Raw genomic sequence first — 26,605 nt, 5'->3', positions numbered from 1 at the left:
GCACCGCGGGGACGAAGTGGTGATAACCAGGTGATGACGTAGAGGTTCCCGTGGCACCATCGGGGGGAAGAGACCCGGGGTGTTCGGGCGTTCACTCATATGAGAAGAACGCGTAAGCACCAACCATCTGAATGGAGCGACGACATAGACACTCGTGAGCCGCTGGACATCGACCGATTCGACGACCTGCTCGACAACGGCGAGATGGATCTGGCCGAGCGCCAGGCACTCCGCCGGGTGGCGGGCCTCTCCACGGAGCTGGAAGACGTCACCGAGGTCGAATACCGCCAGCTGCGGCTTGAGCGGGTCGTCCTGGTCGGCGTCTGGACCTCCGGAACGGCGACCGACGCCGAGAACTCCCTCCTGGAGCTGAAGCTCCTCGCCGAGACCGCGGGTTCGGAAGTGCTGGAGGGTCTGATCCAGCGCCGGCAGAAGCCCGACACCGCGACCTACATCGGTTCGGGCAAGGCGCAGGAGCTCGCCGACATCGTCTCCGCCACCGGTGCCGACACCGTGGTGTGCGACGGAGAGCTGAGCCCCGGCCAGCTCCGCCAGCTGGAGGAGATCGTCAAGGTCAAGGTCATCGACCGGACCATGCTGATCCTCGACATCTTCGCCCAGCACGCCAAGAGCCGCGAGGGCAAGGCGCAGGTCGAGCTCGCGCAGCTCAACTACCTGCTGCCGCGCCTGCGAGGCTGGGGTGGCAACCTGTCCCGCCAGGTCGGCGGTCGCGCCGCGGGCGGCGTCGGCATGGGCGGTCGTGGCCCCGGTGAGACCAAGATCGAGCTGGACCGCCGCCGGATCCGCGAGCGGATGGCCAAGCTGCGCCGCCAGATCGGCGAGATGACCACCGCCCGCGTGACCAAGCGCTCGCGGCGCCTGCAGCGCGAGGTCCCCGCCGTGGCCATCGCCGGATACACCAACGCGGGCAAGTCCTCGCTGCTGAACCGGCTGACCGGCGCGGGAGTGCTGGTCGAGGACTCCCTGTTCGCCACGCTCGACCCGACGGTCCGCAGGGCGCACACGCCCGACGGCCGCCTGTTCACGCTGGCCGACACCGTCGGGTTCGTCCGGCACCTGCCGCACCAGCTCGTCGAGGCGTTCCGCTCCACGCTGGAGGAGGTCGGCGACGCCGACCTGATCCTGCACGTGGTCGACGGCTCGCACCCCGACCCCGAGTCGCAGCTCGCCGCGGTGCGCGAGGTGATCGGTGACATCGAGGGCGCCCGCGACATCCCCGAGATCGTGGTCATCAACAAGGCCGACGCCGCCGACCCGGTGGTGCTGGCCCAGCTGACCGCGAAGGAGAGTCACACCGTCGTGGTCTCGGCCCGCACCGGTGCCGGGCTCGACGAGCTGAGGGCCGTGATCGAGCGGGAGCTGCCCCGCTTCGACCAGGAGGTCAGGCTTCTCGTGCCGTACGAGCGCGGCGACCTGATCTCCCGGGCGCACAAGGAGGGCGAGGTCCTCGGCGTCGAGCACACCGGGGACGGCACGGTCCTGCACGCCAGGGTCCTGCCCGGCCTCTTCGCCGAGCTGGAGAAGACCGCCAAGCCGGTCGAGACCGCCGTCTGACCCGCCTTTCCGGCACGCCGTACCGTCCCGCGGGACGGTACGGCGAAGGGGCTCAGCGACGCGCCCCGCGCCGGAACATCACCAGCGCCACGTCGTCCTCCCTGGCGCCGAACCGCTCGATCAGCCGGTCGCAGAAGACCTCCTGGTCCTCCTCCACCCGCTCCGCCAGGTGCCGCACGATATCCAGGCTCTCGTCGAGCAGCTTGTCGCGGTCCTCGATGAGCCCGTCGGTGAACATCAGCACCGAGCCTCCCTCGGGGACGTTCACCCGGTCGACCCGGTAGGTCTCCTCGGCCACTCCCAGCAGGAGATTGCCCAGGCGGTGATAGCCGGCCTGGTCGTCCGCGATGAAGAGGGGCGGGATGTGCCCCGCGTTCGCGATCTCCATCTCCCCGGTCGCCGGGTCGAGCAGGAGCAGGCACACGGTGGCGGTCATGCCGGGGTGGTAGCGCCGCAGCACCTCGTTGAGCAGCGCCATCGACGCGCCGAGGTCCGAGGTGCCGATGACGGAGGCGCGCAGCGCGTGGCGCAGCTCCGCCATGACGGTGGCGGCCAGCAGCGAGTGTCCCTGGACGTCGCCGATGGCGATGAGCACCCGCCGGCCCATCCGCAGGACCTCGTAGAAGTCGCCGCCGACCTCGACGTTGTCGACCGCCGGCTGGTACCGCCAGCTGATCGCGAGTCCGGGGATCTCGGGGATCCGCGTCGGCAGCAGGCTGCGCTGCAGGGTGAGGGCGATCGCGTGCTCCTCGGCGTACGCCCGCAGCGCGTCCACGGCCAGGGCGAGGGCCTGCCCGAGCTGGCGCAGCACGTTGGACTCGTCGGCGTCGAGTGGCGAGGTCCCCTCCACCCCGAGGTAGACGGGAGGTCTGCCCAGCTTGGTGCGGCAGACCACGGCCGAGACGTCGCCACTGAGCGTCGCGTCGGGCATCAGCTCCAGCCACTCGGCGGCCGGCACCGTGAAGACCTGCGTACCGGCGGCGGCGCCCAGGGACATCGCGCTCAGCCCGGGCAGCGTGTCCGGCGCCGCGACCTTGGCGACGGGGGCCTCCGCGGGGAAGGCGGAGAACCTGCGGGTCCGGCCGTCGGGGGGCAGGGCGAGCGTGCCCGCCTGCCTCCCCATGATTCGTGAGGTTCCCTCGACGGCCGTGGTGAGGAGCTCCTCGAACGTCTCGGCGGCGTTCATCGAGAGCGTGACCTCGGTGAGGGCGGCCAGCCGCATGGCCATCAGCTCGGCCCGCTGCCGGGCGCGGTAGTAGCGCAGCGTGGCCTCGACGGTCGCGGCGAACTCGTCCGGTTCGACCGGCTCCGCCAGGTAGGCGTCGGCCCCGCGTTCGAGGCCCTGCGCCCGGTCGGCCGGGGTGATCGCCGCCCCGGAGATCTGGATGACCGGGATGGAGGACGTCGCCGGGTCCGCCTTGATCTGCTCGCAGACCTCGTAGCCGCTGATGTCGGGCAGCCGCACGTCCAGGACGACGAGGTCCGGCCGCAGCTCCCTGACCTTGACGAGCGCCTCCATGCCGCCGGTGGCCTGCACGACCTGGTGCCCCGAGCGCCGCAGCCAGCTCGACAGGATGTACAGCTTGGTCGGGGTGTCGTCCACGACGAGTACCGTCGCCCCGTTGTCACCCATCCACGTGTCCGAGGGCGCTTCCGATCGCCTCCAGAAGGGTGTCACGGCGAAGCCCCTGTTTGGAGATCATCATGTGTGCCCTCTCGGGGACCTGGCGCGACGTGGCGACGGTCACGACGATCACCGGAACCTCGTGCAGCCGCTCGTCGTCCGACATCCGCAGCATCAGCGCGGTGCCGTCGAGGCGGGGCATCAGCAGGTCCACCAGCGCGATGTCGGGAGGGTTCTCCTTCATCATCTCCAGGGCCATGAGCCCGTCGGAGGCCTCGTCGATGTGCGCGGCGAACCCGGTGAGCATCCGGCGTACGGTGGCGCGGAACTCCTCGTCGTCGTCCACGATGAGCAACCGGCCGACCACGGGAGCCCCGTCGTGCCGGTAGGGCAGCCTCAGGGTGGCCGTGGTGCCGGACCCGGCGACGCTGGCCAGGTGCAGCGCGCCGCCCAGCGCCTCCGCCAGCCGCCGGGCGTACGGCAGGCCGAGCCCGGTCCCCTTGCTCCGCACCTGGATCGGCCCGGGAACCTGGAAGAACTCCTCGAAGACGCGTTCCAGGTGCTCCTCGGGCACGCCTATTCCCGTGTCGGTCACGGTGAAGACCAGGTCGTGGGTGGCCGCGTCGAGGTTCACCTTCAGCTTGACCTCGCCGTGCTCGGTGAACTTCAGCCCGTTGGAGAGCAGGTTGCGCAGGATCCGGGTGAGCATCACCTCGTCCACCAGCATCTCCCGCGGAGCCTGGGAGACCTCCACCTTGAGCGTCACCTCGTCGTTGCCGGTGGTGGGGCGCAGCGTCATGCGCAGCCGTTCGGCCAGGGCCACCAGATCGACCATGGAGGGCTGGGGGTCGAGTCTCCCCGCCTCGGCCTTCGCCATGTCGAGCAGCTCGCTCACCAGTGACAGCAGCGTCTCCGCCGAGGAGCCGATGAGGTTGATCTGGTGGAGCTGCTCGGCGGCCAGCGGATCCCCGCCCGGTCCCACCAGCAGGCGGACCAGGCCGATGATCGAGTTGAGGGGGGTGCGCAGCTCGTGGCTGACGGTGGCCCAGAACCTGTTCTTCGCGTCGCTCGCCGCCCGGAGCTGCGCGGACTTCTCGTCCAGCTCCGCGTAGAGCGCCACGACGCCGCGGTTGGTCTCCTCCAGCTCCTCGGACAGCTGGTTGTAGAGCGCCAGCACCCCCTGGTTGGTCTCCTGGAGCTCGGTGTTGAGCTGCAGGACCTCCTCCAGGGTCTCGGCGAGCTCGCTGTTCTGCCTGCGCAGCTCGTCGAGGGCGGTGGTGGGCGTCGAAGCGGCGATCTTGGCGCGGATCTCCTCCGCCGAGAGTCTCGGCTTGCGGCCCTGCGGGAGCCGTTTGACCATGCTTATTCTTCCCTCGGCGGGATCGAGCTCGATGAGGTCGACGAGACGCCCCGCCAGCGTCACGCCGTCCGAGGGACGGAAGTCGGTTTTCGCCGAGAAGTCGACCGCGACGAGCAGGGCGTCCCGCTCCAGCCGGAAGGAGACGGAGATGTCGGCACCCGCCTCGACGAACTCCCTGCCGATCTCGCTCAGCGCGGTGGCCACCCGGATCTGGTCCTGGGCCTCCAGCCCCACGCTCTCCGCCACCTCGCGACCCAGCTTGCGCATGGCGAAGACGTCCTGGTCGTCCTGGACGTGAATCCGGCTCAGCTCGTCCTCGGTCATGCGCCCGGCCTGACGGCGACCACGCAGGCGTCGTCCCTGCGGGTCCCGGCATCACGCAGCAGCGTGCCGGCGACGACGGAGGGGAGGCGCGTGACGAGCCCGGGATAGGAGGTGATGTCCCAGCGTTCTGTCAGGCCGTCGGAGTGGAGCAGGACGACGCCGTGCCGGGGCAGTGCGTACTCGTACTGGCGCAGGGTCCTGGCCTTGTGCCCGGCGATGCCCGGGACGGAGATCATTCCCTGGCGGCCGTCGTTGTGGGCGATCCACGCGGAGACGTTGCCGAGGCCGGCGAAGCTCACGGTGCCCGCGGCGCCGTCGACGCGGGCCACGGCGACCGCGCCGCCCCTGGTGTGGCCGAGGCCGGCGTGGATGCGCTCCAGGGCGGTGACCGGGGCGAGGTCGGCGTGCCGCAGGAACAGCCGTACCGCCTCCTGGGCGGCCTGGGCGGCCGCGGGTCCGTGCCCCAGGCCGTCGCAGAGCATCACGGTCGTCGTGGTGCCCTCCTCGGTGATCACGAACGCGTCGCCGCAGACGGTCTCCTCGCCGATCGGGCGGGTCAGGCCGCTCACCCGGCACGCGGGACGCGAGGCGTCCTGCGCGACGAAGTACATGCCGAGAACGGTGCCCCGGTTGGGTATCGAGTGAACCTCGTACCCGCTGGCCATCCGGGCGATGCCGCCCAGCCCGATGCCGAGCGTGCCGGTGGTGGAGTAGCCGTCGCGCAGGGCGCGCGAGACGTCCGGCATTCCCGGCCCCCGGTCGATCGCGAGGACCTCCACGGCCGAGTCCAGCTCCGGATGCGGGCGGATCAGCATCACGCCCTCGGTCGCGTGCTTGACCAGGTTCGACGCGGCCTCGCTCACCGCGACGGCGACCCGCCCGGTGTCCTCCTCGCTGAACCCGCGGATCTCCGCGAGCGTCACGGCGGTACGGCGGAGGGCGCCGATCGCGCTGGCGTCCTCGGCCCGTACCCAGGTGTCGTGCTGGGAGTGGATCAGCGTGCCCATTTCGTCACCGTGATCAACGTGCCCTCACCGGGAGTCGATTCCAGGTCGAACTCGTCGACCAGGCGGCGGGAACCGCTGAGGCCGAGGCCGAGGCCTCCGCCGGTCGTCCACCCGTCGGTCAGCGCCTGCTCGATGTCCGGGATGCCGGGCCCGTTGTCGCTGAACACCATCCGCAGGCCCCGCCGCATGCCCTTGTGGACGACCTCGACCCGTACCTGCCCGCCTCCCGCGTACACCAGGGCGTTGCGGGCCAGCTCGCTGGCCGCGGTCACCACCTTGGTCTGGTCGACCAGGGACAGGCCCACGTTCACGGCGACGGTCCTGACGTGCTGGCGGACCAGCACGACGTCGCCGTTGACGTTGATGGGCAACTCCTCCACGGTCGTCACCAGGCGGCCGTGGAGGCTTGGGAGCTTTCGATCTGGTTCAGCATCGCGACGCCCTTCTCGAGGTTGAGCGCCGTGCGCACGCCGCCGAGGGAGAGGCCGAGCTCGACGAGGGTGATCGCCACCGCCGGGCGCATGCCGACGACGATCGTCTCGGCGTCGAGCATGCGGGAGATCGCCGCGATGGTGGCCAGCATCCGGCCGATGAAGGAGTCGACGATCTCCACGGCGGTGATGTCGATGATCACCCCTCGCGCGCCGGTCTCGACCACCTTCTCCGACAGGTCCTCCTGGAGCGCGAGCACGCTCATGTCCTGCAGGTCGATCTGGATGGAGACGATCAGGATGTCGCCGAGCTTGAGGATGGGGACGCGATCCATCAGCTCTCCACCGTCCGTACCGCGATGCGGGACTCCCCGCCCTTGACGAATTTGACCCCGCTCGCCCGCAGCGTGTGGGCCAGCGCGTCGGCGAGGGTGGCCTTGGTCACGATGTCGCCGAACTCGATGCCGAGGGTGACGATGGTGTGGGCGATCTGCGGGCGGATGCCGGAGATCACGCACTCGGCGCCCATCAGCCGGGCCGCCACCACGGTCTTGAGCAGGTGCTGGGCGACCTCGGTGTCGACGGCGGGCACACCCGTGATGTCGATGACCGCGTGCTCGGAGCCGGTGTCGACGAGCGTCTGCAGCAGCTTCTCCATGACGACCTGGGTCCTGGCCGAGTCGAGCGTGCCGACCAGCGGCACCGCGACGATGCCCTCCCAGAGCTTGACCACCGGGGTGGACAGCTCGAGCAGCTGTTCCGCCTGATCGATGATGATCTTCTCCCTGGCCGCCGCGTAGCTCTCCATGGTGAAGAGCCCGAGGTCGTCGATTACCCGGGAGAACCAGATGAAACCTCGCACGGCCTCGGGAGAGCCGTCCTCCTCGACGATCTCGTAGAGCGCCTCCTTCAGGCCGAACACCACGATCGCGGTCTCTGTCGGCGTGAAACCCTGGCGGGCACGGTCCCGGGAGAGCTCGGCGAGCAGACCGCGCAGGTCGCTGAGGTCGCCGGAGTCGCCGAACGACTGGCGCAGCGCCTGGTAGAGCTCGCCCAACTGGCCGGCCAGACCTCCGCGATCCGCCTGATTGCCGGTGCCGCCGGTGGACGAACGGGCGATCTCAAGCCAGCGCTTGAGGACGCGCGCCTCGTGCTCCTGGAAAAGTTCTTCGATGCGACGCCGACCGGCGTCCGCGTGGACGGACAAGGCAACTCCCATGCGTACGACCTGGAGACAACTCGCACGAAAGGCTACATGGAACGTCCTGCTTACGACCTTTTTTGAGGTTGGGCAGGCCGCTTGTCATCAGAGCTTCGGAAGGGTGGGGCGACCGGGTCGAGCGGCCGGTGCGGCCGTATCACATCACGGGCTTCGCGGGTGATCTCCAGGGCGCCGCGCCACGACATGGAGCCCGGGGAAGATCGCGGGTGAGCGGGGCGCAAGGGGGGCGTAGGGGGGCCACAGGGGGCCGTAGGGGAGAAGGGCCGAGGGGGCGCGAGCCTTCCGGATGTCAGCCTAGAGTGGTGGCGAACGGCGTTTCAATGGTGAAACTTGCACCGAGAGGCCCGACATGGCTGCACTACAAGAGAGTGAAAACGTACAAAAGCCTCAAAAGTGACAGTGGTCGCCCAAGGTTTGGATTGCTACCATAAGGCAAATCTAGCGAGATGTTATGACGCAAGTTGCTCTGGTGACTACTGTTACGGGCGATGAAGAAGTAGTCTGAGCTGTGGAAAGTTGCTCAACGCCACGCGTGATCGTCGAGCCGACGGGTGAGGTGCGGTCGCGGAGGGGCGGCGTTCTTCCCAATTAGCCTGTACAGCGGGCCGACTTGTGAAATAACGTAACTGAACTGAAATCGCCCGATCATGATCTCGGCGATACTGTCGCCGCACAGCGAATACGCGGATGAGAGCAGGAGACCCCCCGATGCCGTCCGGACTCACAGCGGGCTTGAAGGGCACGGTGCCCGGCGACGTCCGGGGCGGCTCGCCCCGTCCGGGTGCGGTCCTCCTCCAGGTGTCTTCCCCTGAACACAAGGCGGTGATGCGATGACGGTCCGCCTCCTGACCAACATCGGCCGGCTCTGGACCGGAAACGACGTGTTCAGCAACGCGGCGATCCTCGTCCACAACGACCGGATCGCCTGGGTCGGCCGCGCCGCGGATCTTCCGCAGAGCGTGCCGGGGGTCGTCGACGACATCGTCGACGTCGACCATGTCGAGAACCTGGGCGGCGCGCTGGTCACTCCCGGCCTGATCGACGCGCACACCCATCCGGTCTACGCGGGAAACCGCTACGCCGAGATGGCGATGCGCTCCAGCGGGTCCACCCCGTCCGCGATCACCGCGGCGGGCGGCGGCATCGGCTCCACCGTGACGGTCACCCGTGGCACCGACCCTTGGACGCTCTGCAACGGCGTCCGCGAGCGGCTCCGCGACTGGCTGCTCAGCGGCACCACCACCATCGAGGCCAAGACCGGCTACCACCTCACCCGTGACGGCGAGCTGGCCGACGTGCGACTCCTGCGCGAGCTGGAGAAAGAGCCGATGATGCCGCGGGTGCACGTGACCTTCATGGCCGCGCACGTCGTCCCGCCCGAGTATTTCGGCCGCCAGCGCGACTACGTCGAGGCCGTGGGCGCCTGGTGCGCCGACGCCGCCGCGGCGGGAGCCGACGGTGTCGACGTCTACTGCGACGAGGGCCACTTCACCGCGGAGGAGGCCCGCTGGGTGCTGGCCTCCGGACGCAACGTCGGCCTGCTGCCACGCCTGCACGCCGGCGCCTACACCAGGCGCGGCGCCGTCCAGCTCGCCGCCGAACTCGGCTGCGCCTCCGCCGACCTGCTCCACCACACCACCGACGAGGACATCGCGATACTGGCCCGCTACGGCGTCCCCGCCGTGGTCTGCCCCGGGACCGCCCTCCAGCGTGGCAGCCTGCCCCCGGTCCGCCGGATGCTCGCCCAGGGTGTCACGGTGGCCCTCGGCAGCGACCACAACCCGGGCCACTGCGGCATCACCTCGATGTCCCTGGTCATCAGCCTCGCCGTCGCGGCCTTCGGCATGAGCGTCGGCGACGCCCTCCGGGCCGCCACCCTCGGTGGTGCCACGGTCCTCGGCGCTCCCGATCGCGGCGTTCTCGCCCCCGGCCGCCTGGCCGACATCGTCCAGTGGGACGCCGACCACGAGGGCGCCTTCGCCTGGGCCTTCGGCCTCAAGCCCCGCCGGGTCTGGCGCGGCGGCACCCCCGTCCAGTAGGTCTCCCCCCTTCCGGAGGCTTCGCCCTCGGAACCCTCGCCCGCCGGATCCTCCCCTCCAGCGACCCCTCCTTCCGACGGGCTCTCCCCTCGAGCGGCCGTTTCCCTCGCGCTCGCGGCTCCTCGCCGTTCACGAGGGCTCCTCCTCGTTCACGAGGGCTCCTCGTCGTTCACCCGGGGAGTCGTTCACCCGGGGAGTCGTTCACCCGGGGAGGAGCCGATCCCGTCTCCTCCGTGTGATCTCCACCGCGTAACCTCTGGGCATGTCTCCACCGGTCGCCGTCGTCACGGACTCCACCGCCTACCTCCCTCCCGAGGAGGTCTCCCGCAGGGGAATCGTCGTGGTGCCGCTCCAGATGATCGTGGGAGGCAGACCGCTCGACGACATGCCGCGGATCGAGGGTGCGAGCATGGGCGACATGCTGCGGGAACGGGGCCAGGTGACGACCTCCATGCCCGCCCCGCGCCGTTTCACGGACGCCTACGACGAGGCGGCGGCCCGGGGTGCGACCGGCATCGTCTCCATCCATCTGTCGGCGGAGATGTCCGGCACTGTCGAGGCCGCCCGGGCGGGGGCCGAGCATTCCCCCGTCCCGGTCGACGTCGTCGACAGCAGGTCCATCGCCATGGGTCTCGGGTTCCCCGTCCTGGCCGCCGCGAGCGCCGCCGCGACGGGCGCGACACGGGCCGAGGTGGCGGACGCCGCCCGCCGCCGCATGGAGTCGGTGCACAGCTTCTTCTACGTCGACACCCTGGAGTATCTCCGCAGGGGAGGCCGGATCGGCGCGGCGGAGACCCTCCTCGGCTCGGCGCTGATGATCAAGCCGATTCTGCACATCTCCGACGGCGCGATCGTTCCCCTGGAGAAGGTCCGTACGGCTAGCCGTGCCATCGCCCGCCTCGAAGACCTCGCGGTCGAGGCCGCGGGTACGGGCCCGGTGGAGGTCGCCGTCCAGCATCTCGCCGCCCGGTCCCGCGCGGACACCCTGGCCGCACGACTGCACCGGCGCATTCCCGCCCTTGCCAAGGTCATCGTCGTCGAGGTCGGCCCGGTGATCGGCGCGCACGTCGGTCCAGGCATGCTCGGCATCACCGTCTCCGCGGGCGAGCCTCTGGTGTCCACCGATCCGTGAGGTCCGCTGGTCCGTGTCGTCTTCGAGCCCGTGTGGTCTTCGGATCCGTCTGATGACCCGCGCGCCGATCAGGCCGACCTGTGTCCCCGCTCTCCGCCGATCGTCCCCTTATCCCCAGAACGAGATTCGGTGAAAGTGCGCCCGCCGCCGTCTCCGTAACGTCCTGCGGGTGCGGACCACAGGCCAGAACACCGAGCGGTTCCAAGCCGAGTCGCGACTGCGGATCCTGACCGGGAGCGGATCACCCGGCCGGGTGCCCCCGTCGTGCCGTCCGGCCGGCACACCGTGCCAGGGCAGGCATGCGCGGGCCGGAGGTCAGGGCGAACCGGAGGACGTCGTCCACGACGGTCCCGCCGCGCGCATGCGTTCGGCGCCGATCCCTCCGTCCTTCGAGGCGCTTCGCAAGGTCGTGGCGACCCAGAAGGTCGCGCTCGGTCCTGACCGCCCGGGGCTGCGCCTGCTGTTGCTCGTCGCCCTGGTGGCCACCGTCGCGGGCGGCGTGTACGCCTGGCGGTCCCAGCCGGAGCCCGAGCCCTTGGCCCCGCCGATGCCGATCGCCGGGTCACCGCTGTCGGCGCCCGTCACCGTCTCGCGGCAGGGGTCCACGCCGGTCGCCGAGCTGACCGTTCACGTGACGGGTAAGGTCCGCCGGCCCGGGGTGATCACGTTGCCCGGCGGTTCACGGGTCGCCGACGCGCTCCAGGAGGCCGGGGGCGTCCGTGGAGCGGCCGCCACGGGATCCCTCAACCTCGCGCGCAGGCTCGTCGACGGCGAGCAGATCGTCGTCGGCCTTTCCGGTACGGCCGCCGTCGCGGCGGCGCCCGCTCCGGTGAATCCGGCAGATCCCGCCACCGCCGTCGTCGACCTCAACACCGCCACCCCCGAGCAGCTTGAGGAGCTACCGGGCGTGGGCGAGGTGCTCGCCCGGCGCATCGTCGAATACCGCGACGCACACGGCGGCTTCCGCTCCGTCGAGCAGCTTCGCGACGTGAGCGGGATAGGTGACCGGAAGTACGCCGAGATGCGGGACAAGGCCCGTGTTTGACACCTCGGTCGCGAGGACGGCCGTGACGAGGTTCGCCACGGCCGGAGTCTCCGGTGGCTCCGCACCCCCCAGCGGGTCCGAGGGGTCGGGAATCCTGGGCGGTTCAGGAAAGGGGTGGCGTGCGCATGCCACGCATCTGGTCCTGCCGGCGGCGGTCTCATGGATGACCGCCCTCTTCCTGCTGGGTTGCTCGGCCGCGACCGGTGCGGTGACGGCCGGTCTCATGGCCGCGGGTGCCCTGGCCGTGGCCGTCCTGACCCGGGCACAGGGGGCGGCGAGCCGGCGGAACGCGGCGATCGCGATCCTGGGATGCGCCGCCGCGGTGGCGGGGTCGGTGGCCTTCCGGGTGCACGCGGTCGGTACGGGGCCGGTCGCCGAGCTCGCGGGCAGGAACGCCTCGGCGACGGCCGAGGTGGTGGTCACCGACGATCCCCGGGAGACGAACCGTGGGGGAGGGCCCTTCCCGCGGGAGGGTTTCGTGGTGCCCGCCCGGGTCGAGTCGGTCGGGACGGGAGCGGGCAGGGTGGCGCTTCGGGCTCCGGTGGTGCTGTTCGTCTCGGGCGCCGGGTGGCGATCCCTGCTGCCCAGCCAGCGAGTGGAGGTCAGCGGGCGCTTCGGCCGGGCCGGCCCCGGAGAGCTGCTCGCGGCGGTGGTGCTGGTCAAGGGGGCACCACGAGTCCTGAGCGGGCCATCCTGGGAGCAGCGCGCGGCCGGGGCACTCAGGTCGGGGTTACGGGAGGCGGCCGACGTGTTGCCGCCGGCGCAGCGCGGGTTGTTGCCCGGCCTGGTGGTCGGCGACGTGTCCCGGATGGACGAGCAGGTCAAAGCCGACTTCAAGGCGGCGGGCCTCAGCCATCTTCTCGCGGTCTCCGGCGCGAACCTCGCCGTCGTGGCGGGGGCGGCGGTCGCGCTGGCCAGGGTGGCCGGGCTGCCTCTCGCGGCGCGGGCGGTGCCGGCGATGGCGGCCATGATCGCCTTCGCGGTCGTCGCCCGGCCCTCGCCCAGCGTGCTCAGGGCCCTCCTGATGGGCGGGGTCGCCGCCCTCGCCCTCGGCACGGGCCGCTCGCGCGACGGTGTCGCGGCCCTGTCGGCGACCGTCCTGGGGCTGGTCTTCTTCGTCCCCGACCTCGCCCGCTCTTACGGCTTCGCCCTGTCGGTCTCGGCGACCGCGGGCATCCTGGTCCTCGCCCCGGGCTGGCGCGACCGGCTCTCGGCCCGTATGCCCCGATGGTTCGCCGAGGCGACCGCGGTGGCCGCCGCCGCCCAGGTCGCGGTCACCCCGGTCCTGGTGCTGATGTCGGGACAGCTCGCACCGGTGGCGATCCCGGCCAACCTGCTCGCGGGCCCGGCCGTGGCCCCCGCCACCCTGCTCGGTTTCGCGGTGGCGTTGGTCGCGCCCCTGCACATGGGGCTCGCCCAGCTGCTGGTCCGGCCGGCGGGGCTGGCCACCGGATGGATCATCGAGGTGGCCGAGCACACCGCGGCGCTCCCGCTGGGTGTGATCCCGTGGCCGGGCGGCGTCACCGGGCTGCTCCTGCTGGCCGGTGCCGTGCCACTCGCCGTGCTGGTGCTGCGGCACCGGCGGCCGCGCCTGATCGCCCTGGCGGCCCTCACCGGGCTGGTCCTCGCCGTGACGGTGGCCGCGCCGATCGTGGCACGCTGGCCGCCTCGCGGATGGCTACTGGTGGCCTGCGACGTCGGTCAGGGAGACGCTCTGCTCGTCGCGGCGGGGCCGGGGCGGGCCGTGGTGGTGGACGCGGGGCCGGACCCGGTGCCGGTGGACCGCTGCCTGCGCTCCATGGGGGTCGGGGAGGTGCCGCTGGTCGTTCTCACCCATCCGCACCTCGACCACGTGGGCGGTCTCGACGGTGTCTTTCGCGGGCGCGCCGTGGGAGCGGTGATGGTGACCCCGCACGGTGCCGGAGAGCGCGAGGGGGTGAGGCTGAGCGCCGATCTCGCCCGCCGCCACGTGGTCGAGTGGGCGGCGAGGCCCGGTGCGACCTGGCGGTTCGGGCCCTCGGAGCTCACCGTCATCGGCCCGGTGGCCGAGGCCTCCCCGCCCGGCGCGGGGGAAGGGGCGGCCGTCAACAACGCCAGCGTCGTGGTGCACGTCCGCTGGGCCGCGGGGGCGGCTCTGCTCAGCGGAGACATCGAGACCGAGGCCCAGGCGGAGCTGCTCCGGCGCGGCCTGCCGCCCGCCGAGATCCTCAAGGTTCCGCACCACGGCTCTGGCAGGTACGACCCGGCCTTCCTCGCCGCCTCCGGTGCCCGCGCCGCTCTGATCAGCGTGGGGGCGGACAACGGCTACGGCCACCCCGCCCCGTCGACCCTGGCCGCGCTGCACCGGCTCGGCATGCGCGCCTACCGGACGGACCTGTCGGGAGACCTCGCGGTGGTGGTCCGCGAGGGGGCTCTGGCGGTCGTCGCCCGAGGGCGCGCGGCCCCGTTGGCGGGCGGCTCGTGGCGCCCGGCCCGGATGGACGGGGCCGGTGCGGGTCGAGTCCCGGTCCTGGCCGGGCGGTGCGGGTCAGGCCTCGGTGCTGGCCGGACGGTTCCGGCCGGGCGGTGCGGGCCGGATCCTGCTTCCGGCCGGACGGTTCCGGCCGGATGGCGCGGGCCGGGTCCTGGTTCTGGCCGGCGGCGTGGGCCGGGTGCCGGTTCTGCCCGAGGAGCGCGGGTCAGCTCCCGGTCCTGGCCGGGCGGCGGAACTCGGTGTCCACGTCGGCGGCGTAGACCGACCGGCTGCAGCGCGCGCAACGGTACATGATCGGGCCCTCGTCGAGGGACGTTCCGCAGCGGGGGCAGGCGTGGCGGCGAATAGTGGAGTTTGTCATGGTTCTCACCTCCTGTGTTGTTTCCAGAGTGCCTCGCGGCACCTGCATTCCGATTGCGAACGACTTGCCGGCGGCTCACCCGGCACCGGGACGTGGCATGCTGCTCGTCATGGCGGCAACCGATCCGGCACCCGTGATCCTGATACTCGGCGACGAGGAACTCCTGGCCGACCGCGCGGTGAGCGAGGTGACCTCGGCGGTCAAGGCCGCCGATCCGACCGCCGAGGTGCACGATCTGCCCGGCTCGAAGATGGAGCTCGGAGAGCTCACCCGCATGACGTCACCCTCACTGTTCGGTGACAGGTCCGTGGTGGTCGTCCGCTCGGCCCAGGACCTCGGCAAGGACGTCATCGCCGAGGTCGTCTCCTACGCGGCCCACCCGGCGGACGAGACCGTGCTGGTCCTCGTCCATCCGGGAGGCGTCAAGGGGAAGGCCCTGGTCGACGGGGTCAAGAAGGCCGGAGCCCAGGTGGTCTCCGTCGCCAAGGTGACCAAGCCGGCCGAGCGCCTGGCGTTCGTCAAGGCGGAGCTGAAGCGGGCCGGACGCACCATCGGGGCCGACGCCGCCGCCGCGCTTCTCGACGCCGTGGGCAACGACCTGCGCGAGCTGGCCGCCGCGTGCAGCCAGCTCGCCTTCGACACCCCCGGCAAGACGATCGACGAGGCCGCCGTCGCGCGCTACCACCGGGGCAGGGCCGAGGTCAGCGGGTTCACCGTGGCCGACTCGGCCGTCGAGGGACGGCTGGGAGACGCCCTGGAGCAGCTGCGCTGGGCACTCTCGACCGGTACGGCACCGGTCCTGCTGGTGAGCGCGCTCGCCGGGGGCCTGCGCTCGCTGGCCAAGGTGGGAGGCGCGCCCCGCAACCTCCGGGGCGGCCAGCTCGCCAGCCATCTCGGCATGCCGCCCTGGAAGATCGACCGGGTCCAGCGGCAGCTGAACGGCTGGGGCCCCGAGGGCCTCGCCCGCGCGATCCAGGCCGCCGCCACCGCCGACGCGCAGGTGAAGGGCGGCGGAGCCGACCCCGCGTACGCGCTGGAGCACATGGTCCAGACCGTGGTCGCCAGCCGCACGGGGCGTTAGGCGCTTCGGGGAGAGACGGCCTGAGCCACCCTGAGCCGCAGGGCGGGGCATGAGGCGCACCGGGAAGAGGCGCCTGAAACGCAAGAACGCCGCATCCCCGAAGGGTGCGGCGTTCGCGAAACGTGGAGCTACTTGGCGACCGACAGGGCGGCGGCGCGCTGGGCGATCGCCGACTTGCGGTTGGCGGCCTGGTTCTTGTGAATCACGCCCTTGCTGGCGGCCTTGTCCAGCTGGCGGGAGGCGGCGCGCTGCAGCGCGGCGGCCTCTTCGACGTTACCCTGGTCGGCGGCCTCGCGGAACTTGCGGATGGCCGTCTTCAGGGAAGACTTGACAGCCTTGTTACGCAGCCGGGCCTTCTCGTTCTGCCGGTTGCGCTTGATCTGGGACTTGATGTTCGCCACGAAGAAGCCTCGGTGAATGTCGTTGGATGGGGCGCGCGGGCAGAGAGGGCGCGCCACACGCAGTTGACTAGGCTACCAACTGCCGTGGTCGACACTCAAATCGACAGGCCAGGCAGAAGGATGCCTGATCAGTTTAGCGTGTGACCGTGGTGGCTCGGACCGTAATCCTCACGGCTTGAACCAGAACTTCTCGTACTCCGCCCAGTCCTCCTTGGTGGCGGCGAAGTCGACGTAGAGCGCCAGGCCGAACCGTTCGCGCGGTTTGCCGTACGAGGTCAGTGCCAGCCGGGCGCCCCTGGCCGCCTTCTCGACGCTCTCGGCCTCGTCGGCCCAGGAGACGCCGTGGTCGTGATAGGCAGGGGCGCCGATCAGCACCGTCTTCTCCTCGGGGACGAGCTCCAGCGCCAGCGAGCTCTGCCGCACGACGTAGCCGCCGTAGACGGAGGGGAAGGGGAGGTAGGAGTCGTAGGTCATGATCGCCACCTGGTCGGTGAGCTTCGCCACCTGGCGGAAGTAGTCGGGTGACCAGTACTTGTCGCGGCCGGTGGCGGCGCGCGCGGCCGGGCGGACGAGCGGGAACGGCTCGATCTGCGGGGTCGAGGTGGACAGCAGGCCGTCGCCCACGATCGCGCGGGTCTGTGTGAGCAGGTCGAGGAAGTCGGTGTCGCCGTCGCCGATCGGCTCGAAGTTGTAGTGGACGCCGTCGAAACCGAGCGCCGTGATCGCGCGGGCGCCGTCCAGCACGCGCTGCCTGGAGGCCGCGTCGTCGAGGTCCAGGACGCCGTCGACCTTCTGGCCGAGCCAGGCCGACACCCTGACCTTGGGGAGTTCCTCGCGCCACCACTTCAGGAAGTCGGCCGCCTTCGGATATTTGCCGACAGGTAGTGTCCCGTCGGGGTCGAACGGGCCAGAATGGACGTACACGTCCTTGATCCCGGTCTTTCGCAGCCGGGCGGCGAGGGTGCGCACGTCGTCGGCCGTCTTGCGGCCGTCGACCCACGCGTGGCCCAGCCACAGGGCGTCGTGGCCGGTCGTCTTCGCCCATGGGGCGGGTGTCCCGGTAAACTGCAGGGTGAGGGTGGCCACGGCCACCCCTGGAAGCGCGAGGAGCAGGGCCGCCACCATAGCGAGGAACCGCAGGCCGCGCCGTGCTCTGGTCCGGGCAATCACCCGGACATGTCACCATGGAAGACGGCTGGCATGCCAGCCGTATGATCGTCATCAATCTGTTGAAACGGACCCCGGTGCGCATTCAGCCTGGCCAGACCGACCCCGCTGTGCTCCGCAACTTCTGCATCATCGCGCATATCGACCATGGCAAGTCGACGCTCGCCGACCGCATGCTGCAGATCACCGGAGTGGTCGACGACCGTTCCATGCGCGCCCAGTATCTCGACCGGATGGATATCGAGCGCGAGCGCGGCATCACGATCAAGTCGCAGGCGGTCAGGCTGCCGTGGAAGGTCGGCGACACCGACTACGTCCTCAACATGATCGACACCCCCGGGCACGTCGACTTCACCTACGAGGTCTCCCGGTCGCTCCAGGCGTGTGAGGGCGCGATCCTGCTGGTCGACGCCGCGCAGGGCATCGAGGCGCAGACCCTGGCCAACCTCTACCTGGCCATGAACAACGACATGACGATCATCCCGGTGCTCAACAAGATCGACCTGCCCGCCGCCCAGCCGGAGAAGTACGCCGCGGAGATCGCCCACCTCATCGGCTGCGAGCCGGAGGACGTGCTGAAGGTCTCCGGCAAGACCGGCATCGGTGTCCGCGAGCTGCTGGACCACGTGGTGGCGAACGTCCCGGCCCCGGTCGGCGACGCCGACGCGCCCGCCCGCGCGCTGATCTTCGACTCGGTGTACGACACCTACCGCGGCGTGATCACGTACGTCCGGGTGATGGACGGTCACCTGGGCAAGCGCGAGCGCATCCTGATGATGTCCACCACCGCGGCCCACGAGACGCTGGAGATCGGCGTCATCTCGCCCGAGCCGAAGATCGCCGACAAGGGGCTCGGCGTCGGCGAGGTGGGCTATCTGATCACCGGCGTGAAGGACGTCCGCCAGTCGCGGGTCGGCGACACGGTGACCTCCGTGACGCGTCCGGCCCTCAAGGCGCTCAGCGGCTACGAGCACCCCAAGCCCATGGTCTTCTCCGGCCTGTATCCGATCGACGGTGACGACTACCCCGACCTTCGCGAGGCCCTGGACAAGCTCCAGCTCAACGACGCCGCCCTGGACTACGAGCCGGAGACCTCCGCGGCCCTGGGCTTCGGATTCCGCTGCGGCTTCCTCGGCCTGCTCCACATGGAGATCGTCCGCGAGCGGCTGGAGCGCGAGTTCAACCTCTCGCTCATCTCCACCGCGCCCAACGTGGTCTACCGAGTGATCATGGAGGACGGCAAGGAGGTCGTCGTCACCAACCCCTCGGAGTTCCCCACCGGCAAGGTGGAGAAGGTCTTCGAGCCGATGGTCAAGACGACCGTGCTCGTCCCCTCGGAGTTCATCGGCGCCATCATGGAGCTCTGCCAGAACCGCCGGGGCAACCTGCAGGGCATGGACTACCTGTCCGAGGACCGCGTCGAGATCCGCTACACCATGCCGCTCGGTGAGATCATCTTCGACTTCTTCGACCAGCTCAAGTCCCGTACGCGCGGCTACGCCTCGCTGGACTACGAGCCCTCGGGCGAGCAGGAGTCGGACCTGGTGAAGGTCGACATCCTGCTCCAGGGCGAGGCGGTGGACGCCTTCAGCGCCATCGTCCACCGGGAGAAGTCGTACGCCTACGGGGTCGAGATGGCCAAGAAGCTGCGCGAGCTCATTCCCAGGCAGCAGTTCGAGGTGCCGATCCAGGCGGCCATCGGTGCCCGGGTCATCGCCCGGGAGAACATCCGCGCCATCCGCAAGGACGTCCTCGCCAAGTGCTACGGCGGCGACATCTCCCGCAAGCGCAAGCTGCTGGAGAAGCAGAAGGAGGGCAAGAAGCGGATGAAGATGGTCGGCCGCGTCGAGGTTCCCCAGGAGGCGTTCGTCGCCGCGCTGTCCACCGAGTCCTCCACGGACAAGGCCAAGAAGTAGGCGCTTCCCCCAGGCACCCCGGGCCCGTCCCGCGACCGGCTCGGTCCACCCCGCACCGCCCCCGCACCGGCTCGGCCAGATGTGAAGGGCGCCCGGGGGGAGGAGACCGGGGAGGAAGAACGTGCGGGCGAGGCCGCTGATGACCCAGATCCTGCGGCCTCGCCCGGTATGAGGGGGTCGCTCAGCGCAGGACGCTGTAGAGCGCCGAGGTGAGCGACGCCTTGGTGTCGTCCTGGTCGATGGACCACATCATCGAGCCGCCGAGGCCCTTCAGGCGGATGTAGGCCGCCTTCTGGAGCAGCGAGGCCGGGTCGTCGTAGGACCAGAACTCGTTGCCGTCGTAGAGCCACACGGATCCGGTCAGCAGGTCGCGGTAGCGCTTGCCCGGCTTGTTCACGAGGATCTTGTAGTCCTCGCTTCCGGCGGCGAAGGTGCCGGGAGCGGGGCCGGTGGCGGTGCCGTACAGGCCGTTCCTCCCGCCGGTGACGCCGGTCCAGCCCTGGCCGTACGCCGGTACGCCCACCACGATCTTCTTGGCGGGTGCGCCGCGCGTCAGGTAGTCGCGGACGGTCTGGTCCACGCTGTACTTCACCGGGTGGGGGTCGCGCCGGTCGTTGAACAGGTTGCCGTTGTGGCCGGTGACGGTCTCCCACGAGCCGTGCAGGTCATAGCCCTGAACGGTGGCGAAGGTGAGCTGCCTGAAGACGTCGCGGACCTCGAAGCCGGCGTCGATCTTCGCGGCGGCGGCGGGCAGGAAGGCGGTCAGCTCGGTGCGCCGGTCGAACTCGTTCATCTGGCGGCGGAGTTCGGTGACGAACAGGGTGAAGTTCCGCTTGTCCTCGGGACGGATGATGTTGCCGTCGGCCCCGGAGGAGCCGGGCCACTCCCAGTCGAGGTCGATGCCGTCGAACACGCCCGCACCGGTGCCTGCCGCGGTGCCGGGCAGGTTGCCCTTGAGCCACAGGTCGATGCAGGAGGAGGCGAGCTTGGCGCGGCCCTCGGGGGTCAGCACCGCGTCGGAGAAGTACTTCGAACCGGTCCAGCCGCCGAGGGAGATCAGCGCCTTGAGGCCGGGGTGCTTGGCCTTGAGCTTCTTCAGCTGGTTCAGGTTGCCGTTGAGCGCCTGGCCCTCGGCGTCGGCGACGCCGTCCACGCTCTGCTCGGCGGGCACCGGGCGCTGCCAGTCGGCCCACGGGTCGGGGGAGTAGCAGTCGCCCCCGGCGTTGACGAAGCCGAAGGCGTAGTTGATGTGGGTCAGCTTGGCGGCGGCGCCGCTGGTCTCCATGTCCTTGACGTGGTAGTTGCGGCCGTAGACGCCCCACTGGATGAAGTAGGCGACCCGCTTGTAGCGGTCACCGTGCTCCCGGGGGGTCTGGGCCTGGGCCGTGGCCGGCACGGCCACGGCCGCGAGACCCGCGGCGAGGGCTGCCGCGAGCACTTTACGGAGGAGTCTCTGCACGGGCTTCTCCACTGCTTGAAATAAGTAACTTATAGGAAACTTTCCTTTAAGTTTTCCCGGATCGTAGACCTGCGGGATCTGGCCGTCAACGGCCAACGGCGTTTTGACCGGTGGACGGCGGGATGCTTCGGCTAACTTGGGAAGGCATGGAGCAGCAGGCGTTCTGCAACCGATGTGGCACCCCTGTGCGCGGGCTGTCGCGATGCCCCGGGTGCGGGGCGCCGACGGGGGGTCGGCCTCCGCTGGATCAGTCCTCACCGGCCCGGTTTCCACCGGCTCAGCCCTCGCGGGACGTCCCCGCGGGCGAGACCCGGGTCCCGCCGGAGGAGTGGCGGCAGGATCCCGCCGACTGGCAGCAGCATCTCCCCCCGGACGAGCGTCCCCCCCAGCGGGACGAGCGGCCCCGGCAACCCCCGGCGGGGGACCGGGCTCCGGCACCGCCGCCGGACCGAGGCCGGGACCGGCCGCCACGCGGGGATCGCAAGGTCTGGCCACTGGTCGCGACGGTCACGGTCCTCGCGATGTCGCTGGCCACCGCGGGGTCCTTCTGGCTCACCCCGCGAGGCGGCGAGACGTCCGTGGCGGGCGGCATCCGGACGGCGACGACCGGCGACCGGGCGGAGGCCGAGGCCGGGACACCCCCGGCGGGGCGCGCTCCCCAGGGGCCCCATGACGCCGAGACCCAGGCCAGGGTCCTCGACGCCCTGCTCGCCGACAGCGGCGGCTCCAGATCGGGCCTCGGCTCGGCCCTCGACCAGCTGCGCTCCTGCGAGGGCACCGCCACCGGGCTCGCCACGCTCCAGCGGATCACCGCGGCCCGCCGCGAGCAGGTGGTCCAGGTCGACGCGCTGGACACCGGCGAGCTCGACGGAGGCGACGCGGTCAAGGCGCGCCTCACCAGGGCCCTGACCGCCTCGTTCAACGCCGACGAGGCGTTCCTCGCCTGGGCGACCCGCCAGGAGGCCGGGTGCGGCCGCGCCTGGAGCGGCGACGACGACTACCGGCGCGGTCTCGCCTTCTCCGGCGAGGCGACCACCGCCAAACGGGGCTTTTTGAAGCTGTGGAACCCCCTCGCCCGGCGGTACGGCCTGCCGGTGCGGGACGAGCACGAGATCTGACGCTCGGGGGTGGCGCTTCGGCGTCCCTGAGCACCGGATCCTCGGCGTACCGGGCATCGCGGAGGAGGCGGCAGACTTGGGGCGTGCCATCCACACTTCCCGACGGGGACCCCGCGCCCGCCTCGGGCGAGCTCCCGGAGAGCGCGCTCGCCGGGCTCGGCGAGCGCCCCTTCGGCTTCTACGTCCACGTCCCCTTCTGCGTGACCCGGTGTGGTTACTGCGACTTCAACACCTACACGGCGTCCGAGCTCGGTCCCGGCGCGTCGCAGAAGGACTACGCGGACACCGCCGTCGACGAGGTACGACGGGCGCGGGCCAACCTCGGCGCCGCGCACCTCCCCGTCGAGACCGTGTTCTTCGGCGGGGGAACCCCCACCCTGCTCCCCGCCGGAGACCTCGTACGGATCCTGCGGGCGATCGAGGAGGAGTTCGGGCTCGCCCCCGGCGCCGAGGTGAGCACCGAGGCCAACCCCGAGTCGGTGGACCCCGCCTACCTGGCGGAGTTGCGCGCGGGCGGGTTCAACCGGATGAGCTTCGGGATGCAGAGCGCCCGCGAGCACGTGCTCGCGGTGCTGGACCGCCGCCACACCCCCGGCCGCCCCGCGCGGGCCGTACGGGAGGCGAGGGAGGCGGGGTTCGACCACGTCAACCTCGACCTGATCTACAGCACGCCCGGGGAGAGCGACGACGACTGGCGCGCCTCGCTGGCCGCGGCGATCGAGGCGGGCCCCGACCACGTCTCCGCGTACTCGCTGATCGTCGAGGACGGGACGAGGCTGGCCGCCAGGATCAGGCGCGGCGAGCTCCCGATGCCCGACGACGACGTGGCCGCCGACCGCTACCTGATCGCCGACGCCATGCTGGCCGAGGCGGGGTTCGAGTGGTACGAGGTGTCCAACTGGGCGACCTCGGAGGCCGGGCGCTGCCGGCACAACCTTCTCTACTGGACCGGCGGCGACTGGTGGGGCGTCGGCCCCGGGGCGCACAGCCACATCGGCGGCACCCGCTGGTGGAACGTCAAGCACCCCGCCGCCTACGCCCAGCGCCTGGCCGCGGGCACCTCGCCCGCGCACGCGCGCGAGGTGCTGGGCCCCCGGGACCGGGCGGTGGAACGGCTGATGCTGGAGCTGCGGCTCGCTCGGGGCTTCCCGCTCGAGGAGCTGGAACGCCCCCCGGTGGTCGCCCGCGCGCTGGCCGACGGGCTGCTGGAGGTGGAGCCGTTCAAGGCGGGCCGCGCGGTGCTCACCCTGCGCGGCCGCCTGCTGGCCGACGCCCTGGTCCGCGACCTCACCTGAGGCTCCACCCCGGGCCCGGACAGGTCAGCTGACGAAGCGGATGTTCATCGGATAGCGGTACCTCTCTCCCCGGTTGGCCGCCACCGCGGCGACGATCGCCATGACGATCGACGCGACCCAGAGGAAGAACATCAGCACGAAACCGATGAGCACGAACGCCAGGATCCAGGAGACGAAGTAGACGATCAGCACCGTGAGCTGGAAGTTGAGCGCCTCGGCGGCCTGGTCGCGCACGTAGGGCGACTCGTTCTTCTTCGCCAGGTAGAGCACCAGAGGGCCGACGAAGGAGGTCAGCAGCCCCAGCAGGTGGGCGAGCACCGACATGGTGGTGTCGTCGCTGCCGGGCCGCGGGCCGTACGTGCCCGGCGGGGCCTGGTAGCCGTATCCCTGTGCCGCGCCGTACGCGCCGTACTGGGAGTATCCGGGCTGGTAGCCGCCCGCGTCGTACGGGGAGGCGGGCGGCGGGTAGCCCCCGTAGCCCCCGTAGCCCTGGTCCGGCTGCCCGTATCCCTGACTCGGTGGCCCGTAGCCCTGCCCGGGCCGGCCGTAGCCCTGATCGGGTTGCCCGTACCCCTGGTCAGGCACGCCGTAGCCCTGGCCGGGGGGCGGGGCACCCTGGCCAGGCCACGTGTGGCCGGGCGGGGGATCGCCGATGCGCCGCGTCCGGTCGTCGCCCTGCGGGTCCTCGGGGTTCTCGCTCATGTCCCCTCCTGATGGGTTGACGGCCCTGACGGGTCAGACGGCCTGGCCGTCCTCGCCGGGAACCGTCACGAAGTCGATCAGCTCCTCGACGGGGCCGAGGAGCTCGGGCTCTAGATCGGCATATGTCGTGACCGATCCGAGAATGTGGCGCCATGCGGCGCCGGGCTCCACGTTCCAGCCCAGCGCGGCGATGACGCCCTCCTTCCAGGGCACGCCGCGCGGCACCGACGGCCAGGAAGGGATCTTGAGCACGTGCGGCCTGACCGCCTGCCAGACGTCCACGAACGGATGCCCGACGATCAGCACGTGCGGTGAGGAGACCTGCGCGGCGATCCGGCTCTCCTTGGAGCCGGGGACCAGGTGGTCGACGAGCACGCCCAGCCGCCGCCCCGGCCCCGGGCCGAACTCCTCGACGATCGAGGGCAGGTGGTCGACCCCCTCCAGGTACTCCACGACCACGCCCTCGACCCGAAGGTCGTGCCCCCAGACCTTCTCCACGAGCGCGGCGTCGTGCACGCCCTCCACGTAGATCCGGCTCTCCTTGGCGACCTGGGCCCGCAGGCCCTCCACCGCGATGGAACCCGACGCGCTCCGCCGGGGACCGCGCGGTGCCGCGGCGGGCCGTACGAGCGTCACCACCTTGCCCTCCAGGAGGAACGCGGCCGGCTCCAGCGGGAACACCCGCCGGCGCCCGAAGCGGTCCTCCAGGGTGACGGCCTCCTTGTCGCAGGCCACCACGGCGCCGCAGAAGCCGCCGTCGGCGTCCTCGACGACCAGGTCGAGCTCCGCGGGCACCCGGGGGATGGTCCCCCTGCGCGGGCGCCGCCAGTCTCCCGCCAGAACGTCACGCTCGTACATCACCGACCGCCCACCCTCTCTCGCCGGGGATCAGGTGGGACGCTAGCAAACACCACCGTCACCCGCCGTAGGGTCCCGGCTGTCCCCACTGCCCCACCGGCACCGCGGCGGCCCGGCGCTTGCGGGCGTTGCTCCGCTTCACCAGTACGACGATCGTCACGACGATGGCGAGCAGGATCCCGACGCCGGGGATCACGAACAGGGCGACCACCCCGCCCACCAGCGAGTCGGCGGCGAGCTCCTTGCCCACGCCGAACCTGGTGCCCTCGGCGGGATCGGCGGAGCACTGGACCTGGTAGTCGCCCGCCTGGTCCACGCCGACCCGCAGGCCCATCTCCCAGGTGACGCCGTCGGATCCCGCGACGGTCTGCTGGATGTCGGGCTTCTGCAGCCTGGGGGTGCCCGTGCCGCCCTTCAGCGTGCACTCGAACTGGGTGGGACCGCCCGTGGCGACGTAGATCGCCGGCTTGTCCGCCGGGTCGATCGTGACCGTCTTGGCCTCGCCGGGGGCGAAGGTCTGCGTCGGGGCCGCGTCGGTGACCGCGCCGACGAGGCCGCCGGCGAAGCCGCCGATGCCGACGATGATGCTGACCAGGGCGAGCAGCCAGACCCCGACGATCCACCCGATGCCGGGCTTGATCTTCCCGGTGGGGGGCGGAGGTCCCTGCGGGGCGCCGTAACCGGGAGGCGCGTAACCGTACGAGGGGGGCTGCTGGCCGTACTGCTGCTGGCCATACGGCTGCTGGGGGCCGCCGTAACCGGGGCTGCGGGAGGCGTCGCCCGGATAAGAACCGAAATCGTTGGACATGACCGAATTCTGATGGGTGCCGCTTGGATCGCGATAGCAGTTGACTTGACAACGGCTTGCCGTCATCATCCGCAGCTCTTGCTTATCGCGCCTTCCGCACCGGGGCCGTACACTTGGCACTCGGGAACACAGAGTGCCAAACCTCGTGTTTCCCTCTGAACGCAGGCAGGGAGGTGACCACGTTGGTCGACGACCGCAAGCTCGCCGTGCTCCGCGCCATCGTCGAGGACTACGTGTCCACCAACGAGCCGGTGGGTTCGAAAGCCCTCGCGGACCGGCACAACCTGGGGGTGTCCCCGGCGACGATCCGCAACGACATGGCGGTGCTGGAGGAGCAGGGCTACATCGCCCAGCCCCACACCAGCGCCGGCCGGGTGCCCACCGACAAGGGCTACCGGCTCTTCGTCGACCGCCTCTCGCAGGTGAAACCCCTGTCGAGCGCGGAACGCAAGGCCATCGAGAGCTTCCTCGCGGGCGCGGTGGACATCGACGACGTCGTCATGCGGACGGTACGGCTGCTGGCCCAGCTCACCCGGCAGGTCGCCGTGGTGCAGTACCCGACGCTGACCCACTCGACGGTCAGGCACGTCGAGCTGGTGCCGCTGAGCGAGCGCCGGCTGATGTTCGTGCTCATCACCAACACCGGCAGGGTCGAGCAGCGCGTGGTCGAGCTGCCCGACGTCGTCGACGAGCAGCGCGTGGCCCATCTGCGTGCGATGCTCAACGCCTCCCTCGACGGGTGCGGGCTCACCAGCGTCCCCGACAAGGTCGCCGACCTGCCGGAGCGGCTGCCCGCGGAAGACCGGCCGCTCGCTGCCACTATCCTGTCAGTGCTGCTGGAGTCCCTGGTGGACCGGCACGATGAGAAGATCGTTTTTGCCGGAGCCGCCAACCTCGCGGGAGCCGACTTCACCGTCGGGCTCCGCGACGTGCTGGAGGCTCTGGAAGAGCAGGTCGTGCTCATGCGACTGCTCGGTGAGACCTCCGACCTTTCGGCGCTGACCGTGCGGATCGGCTCGGAGAACCCCTACACCGGACTCCAGGGCACGTCCATCGTCGCCGCCGGATACGGTTCTGGGGACAAGCAACTGGCCCGGCTCGGTGTGCTGGGCCCGACGCGAATGGACTACCCGGTCACGATGGGCGCGGTGCGCGCGGTGGCACGCTACGTCAGCCAGATCCTGGCTGCATCATAAGAGGTCAACGA

22 protein-coding genes are annotated in these 26,605 nt (G+C 70.8%); 10 read left to right on the top strand and 12 right to left on the bottom strand.

Annotated elements, in window-relative coordinates:
• The first annotated feature begins 204 nt into the window (after nucleotides 1–204).
• A complete protein-coding gene (gene hflX, locus ACTOQ1_RS23320; RefSeq protein ID WP_440070215.1) occupies nucleotides 205–1,575 on the top strand; it encodes a GTPase HflX in 1,371 nt (456 codons plus the stop codon).
• A gap of 52 nt (nucleotides 1,576–1,627) precedes the next feature.
• Here hflX and ACTOQ1_RS23315 read toward each other — a convergent pair whose 3' ends face one another.
• Genes ACTOQ1_RS23315 through ACTOQ1_RS23290 form a run of 6 tightly spaced genes read right to left on the bottom strand, consistent with a single transcriptional unit; the run spans nucleotide 1,628 to nucleotide 7,540 of the window.
• The gene (locus ACTOQ1_RS23315) at nucleotides 1,628–3,208 is read right to left on the bottom strand and encodes a SpoIIE family protein phosphatase (protein ID WP_440070131.1); all 1,581 of its coding nucleotides are present in this window, start codon (nucleotides 3,206–3,208) and stop codon (nucleotides 1,628–1,630) included.
• Nucleotides 3,201–4,883, bottom strand: coding sequence for an ATP-binding response regulator (locus tag ACTOQ1_RS23310; protein WP_440070130.1), 1,683 nt, complete (start codon nucleotides 4,881–4,883; stop codon nucleotides 3,201–3,203). The genes ACTOQ1_RS23315 and ACTOQ1_RS23310 overlap by 8 nt, the downstream gene beginning before the upstream one ends.
• Nucleotides 4,880–5,890 (bottom strand): ATP-binding protein, encoded by a 1,011-nt coding sequence (locus ACTOQ1_RS23305; protein WP_440070129.1) that lies wholly within the window; start codon nucleotides 5,888–5,890, stop codon nucleotides 4,880–4,882. The genes ACTOQ1_RS23310 and ACTOQ1_RS23305 overlap by 4 nt, the downstream gene beginning before the upstream one ends.
• Entirely contained in the window at nucleotides 5,878–6,279 is a 402-nt protein-coding gene (locus ACTOQ1_RS23300) for an anti-sigma regulatory factor (RefSeq protein ID WP_362677378.1), read from the bottom strand. The genes ACTOQ1_RS23305 and ACTOQ1_RS23300 overlap by 13 nt, the downstream gene beginning before the upstream one ends.
• Nucleotides 6,276–6,656: an STAS domain-containing protein gene (locus tag ACTOQ1_RS23295; RefSeq protein WP_362834250.1), complete on the bottom strand. Its 381-nt coding sequence runs from the start codon at nucleotides 6,654–6,656 to the stop codon at nucleotides 6,276–6,278. Before ACTOQ1_RS23295 ends, ACTOQ1_RS23300 begins: the two co-directional genes overlap by 4 nt.
• Nucleotides 6,656–7,540: an STAS domain-containing protein gene (locus ACTOQ1_RS23290; protein WP_440070128.1), complete on the bottom strand. Its 885-nt coding sequence runs from the start codon at nucleotides 7,538–7,540 to the stop codon at nucleotides 6,656–6,658. The genes ACTOQ1_RS23295 and ACTOQ1_RS23290 overlap by 1 nt, the downstream gene beginning before the upstream one ends.
• A gap of 833 nt (nucleotides 7,541–8,373) precedes the next feature.
• Here ACTOQ1_RS23290 and hutI point away from each other — a divergent pair.
• From hutI to holA, 5 genes are all read left to right on the top strand, one after another.
• Nucleotides 8,374–9,582 (top strand): imidazolonepropionase, encoded by a 1,209-nt coding sequence (gene hutI / locus ACTOQ1_RS23285; RefSeq protein WP_350974555.1) that lies wholly within the window; start codon nucleotides 8,374–8,376, stop codon nucleotides 9,580–9,582.
• Nucleotides 9,583–9,844: 262 nt separating this feature from the next.
• Nucleotides 9,845–10,714 (top strand): DegV family protein, encoded by an 870-nt coding sequence (locus tag ACTOQ1_RS23280; RefSeq protein ID WP_440070127.1) that lies wholly within the window; start codon nucleotides 9,845–9,847, stop codon nucleotides 10,712–10,714.
• Nucleotides 10,715–10,883: 169 nt separating this feature from the next.
• Nucleotides 10,884–11,759: a helix-hairpin-helix domain-containing protein gene (locus ACTOQ1_RS23275; RefSeq protein WP_440070126.1), complete on the top strand. Its 876-nt coding sequence runs from the start codon at nucleotides 10,884–10,886 to the stop codon at nucleotides 11,757–11,759.
• Nucleotides 11,760–11,922: 163 nt separating this feature from the next.
• Nucleotides 11,923–14,526: a ComEC/Rec2 family competence protein gene (locus ACTOQ1_RS23270; RefSeq protein WP_440070125.1), complete on the top strand. Its 2,604-nt coding sequence runs from the start codon at nucleotides 11,923–11,925 to the stop codon at nucleotides 14,524–14,526.
• Nucleotides 14,527–14,702: 176 nt separating this feature from the next.
• Nucleotides 14,703–15,674: a DNA polymerase III subunit delta gene (gene holA / locus ACTOQ1_RS23265; protein WP_440070124.1), complete on the top strand. Its 972-nt coding sequence runs from the start codon at nucleotides 14,703–14,705 to the stop codon at nucleotides 15,672–15,674.
• A gap of 128 nt (nucleotides 15,675–15,802) precedes the next feature.
• Here holA and rpsT read toward each other — a convergent pair whose 3' ends face one another.
• The gene (gene rpsT, locus ACTOQ1_RS23260) at nucleotides 15,803–16,075 is read right to left on the bottom strand and encodes a 30S ribosomal protein S20 (protein WP_440070123.1); all 273 of its coding nucleotides are present in this window, start codon (nucleotides 16,073–16,075) and stop codon (nucleotides 15,803–15,805) included.
• A gap of 168 nt (nucleotides 16,076–16,243) precedes the next feature.
• Complete coding sequence (locus ACTOQ1_RS23255; RefSeq protein WP_440070122.1) at nucleotides 16,244–17,245, bottom strand: hypothetical protein; 1,002 nt, start codon at nucleotides 17,243–17,245, stop codon at nucleotides 16,244–16,246.
• A 41-nt stretch (nucleotides 17,246–17,286) separates the two neighbouring features.
• On the opposite strand from ACTOQ1_RS23255, the gene lepA reads away from it, so the two are divergent.
• Nucleotides 17,287–19,158 carry a translation elongation factor 4 gene (gene lepA, locus ACTOQ1_RS23250; RefSeq protein WP_440070121.1) on the top strand — a complete coding sequence of 624 codons (1,872 nt, stop codon included), beginning with the start codon at nucleotides 17,287–17,289 and terminating at the stop codon, nucleotides 19,156–19,158.
• Nucleotides 19,159–19,339: 181 nt separating this feature from the next.
• On the opposite strand, the gene ACTOQ1_RS23245 is transcribed toward lepA, so the two are convergent.
• Complete coding sequence (locus ACTOQ1_RS23245; RefSeq protein ID WP_440070120.1) at nucleotides 19,340–20,617, bottom strand: glycoside hydrolase family 18 protein; 1,278 nt, start codon at nucleotides 20,615–20,617, stop codon at nucleotides 19,340–19,342.
• Nucleotides 20,618–21,138: 521 nt separating this feature from the next.
• Between ACTOQ1_RS23245 and ACTOQ1_RS23240 the strand changes: the two genes are divergently transcribed.
• Both ACTOQ1_RS23240 and hemW read left to right on the top strand, forming a co-directional pair.
• Nucleotides 21,139–21,735 carry a hypothetical protein gene (locus ACTOQ1_RS23240; RefSeq protein WP_440070119.1) on the top strand — a complete coding sequence of 199 codons (597 nt, stop codon included), beginning with the start codon at nucleotides 21,139–21,141 and terminating at the stop codon, nucleotides 21,733–21,735.
• Nucleotides 21,736–21,818: 83 nt separating this feature from the next.
• Nucleotides 21,819–23,030, top strand: coding sequence for a radical SAM family heme chaperone HemW (hemW, locus tag ACTOQ1_RS23235; RefSeq protein WP_440070118.1), 1,212 nt, complete (start codon nucleotides 21,819–21,821; stop codon nucleotides 23,028–23,030).
• A gap of 24 nt (nucleotides 23,031–23,054) precedes the next feature.
• Here the strand turns inward: hemW and ACTOQ1_RS23230 are convergent, their stop codons facing one another.
• Genes ACTOQ1_RS23230 through ACTOQ1_RS23220 form a run of 3 tightly spaced genes read right to left on the bottom strand, consistent with a single transcriptional unit; the run spans nucleotide 23,055 to nucleotide 25,398 of the window.
• Entirely contained in the window at nucleotides 23,055–23,732 is a 678-nt protein-coding gene (locus tag ACTOQ1_RS23230; RefSeq protein ID WP_440070117.1) for a DUF4870 domain-containing protein, read from the bottom strand.
• A gap of 33 nt (nucleotides 23,733–23,765) precedes the next feature.
• Nucleotides 23,766–24,590 carry a DUF3097 domain-containing protein gene (locus ACTOQ1_RS23225; protein ID WP_440070116.1) on the bottom strand — a complete coding sequence of 275 codons (825 nt, stop codon included), beginning with the start codon at nucleotides 24,588–24,590 and terminating at the stop codon, nucleotides 23,766–23,768.
• A gap of 58 nt (nucleotides 24,591–24,648) precedes the next feature.
• Nucleotides 24,649–25,398, bottom strand: coding sequence for a hypothetical protein (locus tag ACTOQ1_RS23220; RefSeq protein ID WP_440070115.1), 750 nt, complete (start codon nucleotides 25,396–25,398; stop codon nucleotides 24,649–24,651).
• A gap of 182 nt (nucleotides 25,399–25,580) precedes the next feature.
• Between ACTOQ1_RS23220 and hrcA the strand changes: the two genes are divergently transcribed.
• On the top strand, nucleotides 25,581–26,594 hold the full coding sequence (gene hrcA / locus ACTOQ1_RS23215; protein ID WP_440070214.1) for a heat-inducible transcriptional repressor HrcA: 1,014 nt from the start codon (nucleotides 25,581–25,583) through the stop codon (nucleotides 26,592–26,594).
• Nucleotides 26,595–26,605: the final 11 nt, after the last annotated feature.

Source organism: Streptosporangium sp. OZ121, assembly GCF_051918885.1.
Classification (GTDB): Bacteria; Actinomycetota; Actinomycetes; order Streptosporangiales; family Streptosporangiaceae; genus Streptosporangium.
The sequence above is the reverse complement of the archived record's forward strand: the minus strand, read 5'-3'. Positions and strand labels throughout refer to the sequence as shown.